Consider the following 3,656-nt stretch of genomic DNA (forward strand, 5'->3'; position numbering starts at 1 on the left):
CATGGAGGGCTTGCCGCGGCGGATCAGGTTGAGCGCCTTCGCATCGATTGCCGTGTGCAGCGCCATGTCCGGGCCGCTCACGCTGAGCCAGGAGGGAATCACCCAGTCCAGCGTGGGCAGCGCGCGCTTGAGCGCGGGGTAGCTGCTGTCGTCCCAGTTGACGTAGAAGCCGATCGCCAGCGGTCGGTCGGTCGGCCGGTCCAGCGACGGCGGCGGCGTGTGCGCCTGGCCGGTGCGGGCGGCCGTGCGGTGGCGCAACTGGCGCTGGCGCGTGCGCACTTCGGCGGCGAGCTTTTCGGCCGGCCGCACCAGCTGCGGCGCCGCGGCCTTCGCATGCAGCCCGTGCTCGTGCCGGCCCAGGCTCAGTACGCCCAGGCTCGGTCCCACGAAGAGGCTCACCGCGCAGGCGACCACCAGCAAGGTGCTGACCACGGCCAGCGCCAGTCCCAAGCGCGAGACGCGGGTAGCCCGACGGCCGGTGGGGTCGTAGAAGATCGGTTTCCTGTGCATGCCTGTCGCGGCCGGAGAGGTTGGGGCGGTGCAATTGTCGCCGCAATCCGGTGAATTGTGGCCTAGCGGACCAGAGGGCAGGGACGCGCGGGCTCCATCCCCGGGCGCGCGTGCAATGCAACGAGCGCTGGTCAGCCAGCGCCGGCAACAGGCGTCCACGGTGTGACGAGGTCAGCGCTGCGGCTGCGGGCGGCGGCGCCGCTTCCAGCGCAACCAGCGCCGCTCCAGCAGGATCATCGCCCAGCGCATGGGACGGCGCAGGAACGGCAGGTCCTGCGCGAGCAGCAGCAGGCCCAGCGGCAGCATCCACAGGCCCAGCAGCGGCAGGATGCTGAAAAGACCGCCGACGATCAGCAACAGGCCGGCCGGCAGCCGCACCCAGCGCGAGGAAGGCGCGCGCAACCAGCGCAGCGGTTTGGCGATCCCGGCCGGCAGCCGGCGCTCGTAGCGATCGAGCAGGCGATTGAGGCGATGGACGTCTTTGATCACCCGGGCTCCCGGTCGAGGCAGCCGCCATTCGACTATAGCGATGGCCGAAAGGCCAGCTGGCCGCGGCCTGCGGTTCAGCGGCGGCCCGGCATCAGGCGGACCGTGCCCAGGCCTGCGTGCTCCCGCAAGCTCAGCCGCCGCTCAAGGCGCGCGCGCCCTGCAGGTGTTCGCGCAGCAGCGGCAGGGCTTCGCGGGCGATCTTCTGCAGGCGCGGGTTGCCTTCGTCCTTCGCGGCGCGTTCGTACAGCGGAATAACCTTCTGGTGCTCCTGGACCATCATGCCGGCGAAGGCCTTGTCCAGCGCGTCGCCCTGCAGGTTTTCCAGCCGCAGCTTGTCTTCCGTGACGTCGCGGCTGGGGATGCCGTGTGCCCGGCCATGCGCCTTGCGGGCGACGGAAAAGTCGGTGAACTTGCGGTTGAGCGCCTGGTGGTCGTCGATGATGCGCCTGGCCAGCGCACGGACCTTGGACGATTGCGAGCGCACCTGCGCCACCTGCGCCAGCGTGATCTGCATCGAGTTGTCGGCGGTGGCCTCGGCGACAAAGGCCTGCTCGGCGGAATCGAGCGTGGCCGGCTTGTCCGCGGCGCGGACCGCCGGTGCCGCCGCGAGCAGCATCAGGCCGGCGCAGAGCACGATGCGGGCGGCAAAGGTCGTGGCGGGCGGCGGCTTCATGGGCGCGGTTCCAGCGGAGCGGGATGGACAAAGCTAGCCGCGGCGCCGGCAACGGACGCTCAATGCGCCGTGAAAGCATGGCCGACGGCGTGCGGCGTGATCCGCCTCGTCGCGGCCGGGTCGGACCACCCGCGCTAGTATCCCCGCTCCGGCCTTGGCGCCGTTGATCCCGCGGAGTAGCGACCATGAAGCGTCTGCTGATCGGTATCGTCGCCGTCTTGCTGATCCTGGTGGTGCTGGGCATCGGCGCCTTGTCGCTGGTCGACGCGGACCACTTCCGCCCGCAGGTGCAGGCCTCGCTCGGCAAGGCGTTGGGCCGCGACGTGGCGATCGGCAAGCTGCGGATGTCGATATGGTCCGGTTCGCTCGATGCCGACGACATCCGCATCGGCGAGGACCCGGCCTTCGGCGCGCAGCCGTTCGTCACCGCGCGTTCGCTCAAGCTCGGCGTGCGCCTGTGGCCGTTGCTGCTGCACCGGCAGTTGCACGTGACCTCGCTCACGCTCGACCAGCCGCAGGTGCGGCTGCTGCAGAACCGCAGCGGCGGCTGGAACTTTGCCCGGCTCGGCGGCAATGCACCGACTGCGGCTACGCCTGCACCATCCACGCCTTCCGCGACCCCCGCCTTCACGGTCGACCGGCTGCGCATCAACGACGGGCGCATCGAACTGCATGGCGCCGCGGGCGACGCGCACGTCTACAGCCAGCTGCGCGTTAGCGCCGACCACGTCGGCACGCAGGCCGCCTTTCCGTTAAAGCTGGGCGCGGCGCTGGCCGGCGGCGGCACGCTGGCGCTGGAGGGCACGCTTGGCCCGTGGGATGCCGGCAATGCGCTGCTGACGCCGCTCGATGCGCACCTGGCGATGCACGACCTCGACCTGGTCGGCGCCGGCCTGATGGCACGCGAAGGCGGCGTCGGCGGCGTGCTCGACCTGGACAGCCGGATCGCGTCGGCCAAGGGCGTGCTCACCGCGAAGGGGCGCATCGATGCACGCAAGCTGCAGCTGGTGAAGGCCGGCTCGCCCTCGCCGCAACCGCTGCGCATCGACTACCAGGCGCACTACCGGCTGACCGCCGGCACCGGCCAGATCGATGCCGCGACGCTGGGCGCCGGCAAGGCGCGGCTGGCGATCAGCGGCGGCATCGACAACCGCCCGGCGGTCATGCATCTGGACCTGCGCGTCGCGGGCAAGCAGCAGCCGGTCGACGACCTGGAGCCGCTGCTGCCGGTGTTCGGCGTGGTGTTGCCGAAGGATTCGCGCCTGAGCGGCGGCACCGCCAGCATGGATCTCACCGTGCGCGGCCCGCTCGATGCGCTGGTGATTCGCGGCCCGGTATCGCTGGACGATACCAGGCTGGCCGGCTTCAGCCTGGGCGCCAAGCTCGGCGGTGCGCTGGCGCTGGCCGGCATCAGCGCGCCGAGGGACACGGTGATCCGCCACGCGGAGGCGTCGCTGACCATCTCGCCCTCCGGCATTCAGGCCGATCCGGCCAGCGCGCAGGTCGTGCAGCTCGGCAGCATGACCGGCAAGGGCGGCATGGCCGCCGACCGCCGGCTGGACTTCCGCATGCTGGTCAAGCTGGACCAGGCGATCGCGGGCAGCGCCACGGGCGGCCAGGGCCTGGCCGGGCTGCTCGGCCACTCCAAGGCCGGCCGTGCGCTGGGCGGCGTGCTGGGCGGGGCCAGCGAACAGGGTATCGGTGTGCGCGTGGGCGGCACCGCCAGCGCGCCCAGTTTCCAGATCGATCCGGCCGCCGCCGCGGGCCTGCTCAAGGCCGGCCTCGGCAAGGCGGCGTCGCAGCCGGCGGCACAGCAGCCGTCGGGGAACAAGCAGGAGGTCCTGAACGACCTGCTGCAGAACGTGCTGAAGTCGAAGAAGCCGCCCTCCGGCCACTGACGGACGCGCCGACATGCACGACCAGGACGCGGCCGATTTCATCGTCGTCGGCGCCGGCCCGGCCGGCTGCGCGGTGGCCGCGCGCC

The 3,656-nt window shown here is 71.6% G+C and carries 3 protein-coding genes and 1 pseudogene; 1 reads left to right on the forward strand and 3 read right to left on the reverse strand.

Annotated features, from left to right (window positions below; all coding sequences use genetic code 11):
• The 3 genes and pseudogenes from HOQ08_RS08075 to HOQ08_RS08085 form a co-directional block, all read right to left on the reverse strand.
• Positions 1 to 510: pseudogene (locus tag HOQ08_RS08075) on the reverse strand (polysaccharide deacetylase); the annotation flags it as partial.
• 171 nt (positions 511 to 681) lie between these two features.
• Positions 682 to 999 carry a hypothetical protein gene (locus HOQ08_RS08080; RefSeq protein ID WP_291193116.1) on the reverse strand — a complete coding sequence of 106 codons (318 nt, stop codon included), beginning with the start codon at positions 997 to 999 and terminating at the stop codon, positions 682 to 684.
• 130 nt (positions 1,000 to 1,129) lie between these two features.
• Entirely contained in the window at positions 1,130 to 1,672 is a 543-nt protein-coding gene (locus HOQ08_RS08085; RefSeq protein WP_291193118.1) for a DUF4142 domain-containing protein, read from the reverse strand.
• 185 nt (positions 1,673 to 1,857) lie between these two features.
• On the opposite strand from HOQ08_RS08085, the gene HOQ08_RS08090 reads away from it, so the two are divergent.
• Positions 1,858 to 3,570 (forward strand): AsmA family protein, encoded by a 1,713-nt coding sequence (locus tag HOQ08_RS08090; protein ID WP_291193120.1) that lies wholly within the window; start codon positions 1,858 to 1,860, stop codon positions 3,568 to 3,570.
• The last annotated feature ends 86 nt before the right edge of the window (positions 3,571 to 3,656 follow it).

The sequence above is a fragment of the Frateuria sp. genome (genome assembly GCF_013362045.1).
Taxonomy (GTDB): domain Bacteria; phylum Pseudomonadota; class Gammaproteobacteria; order Xanthomonadales; family Rhodanobacteraceae; genus Frateuria_A.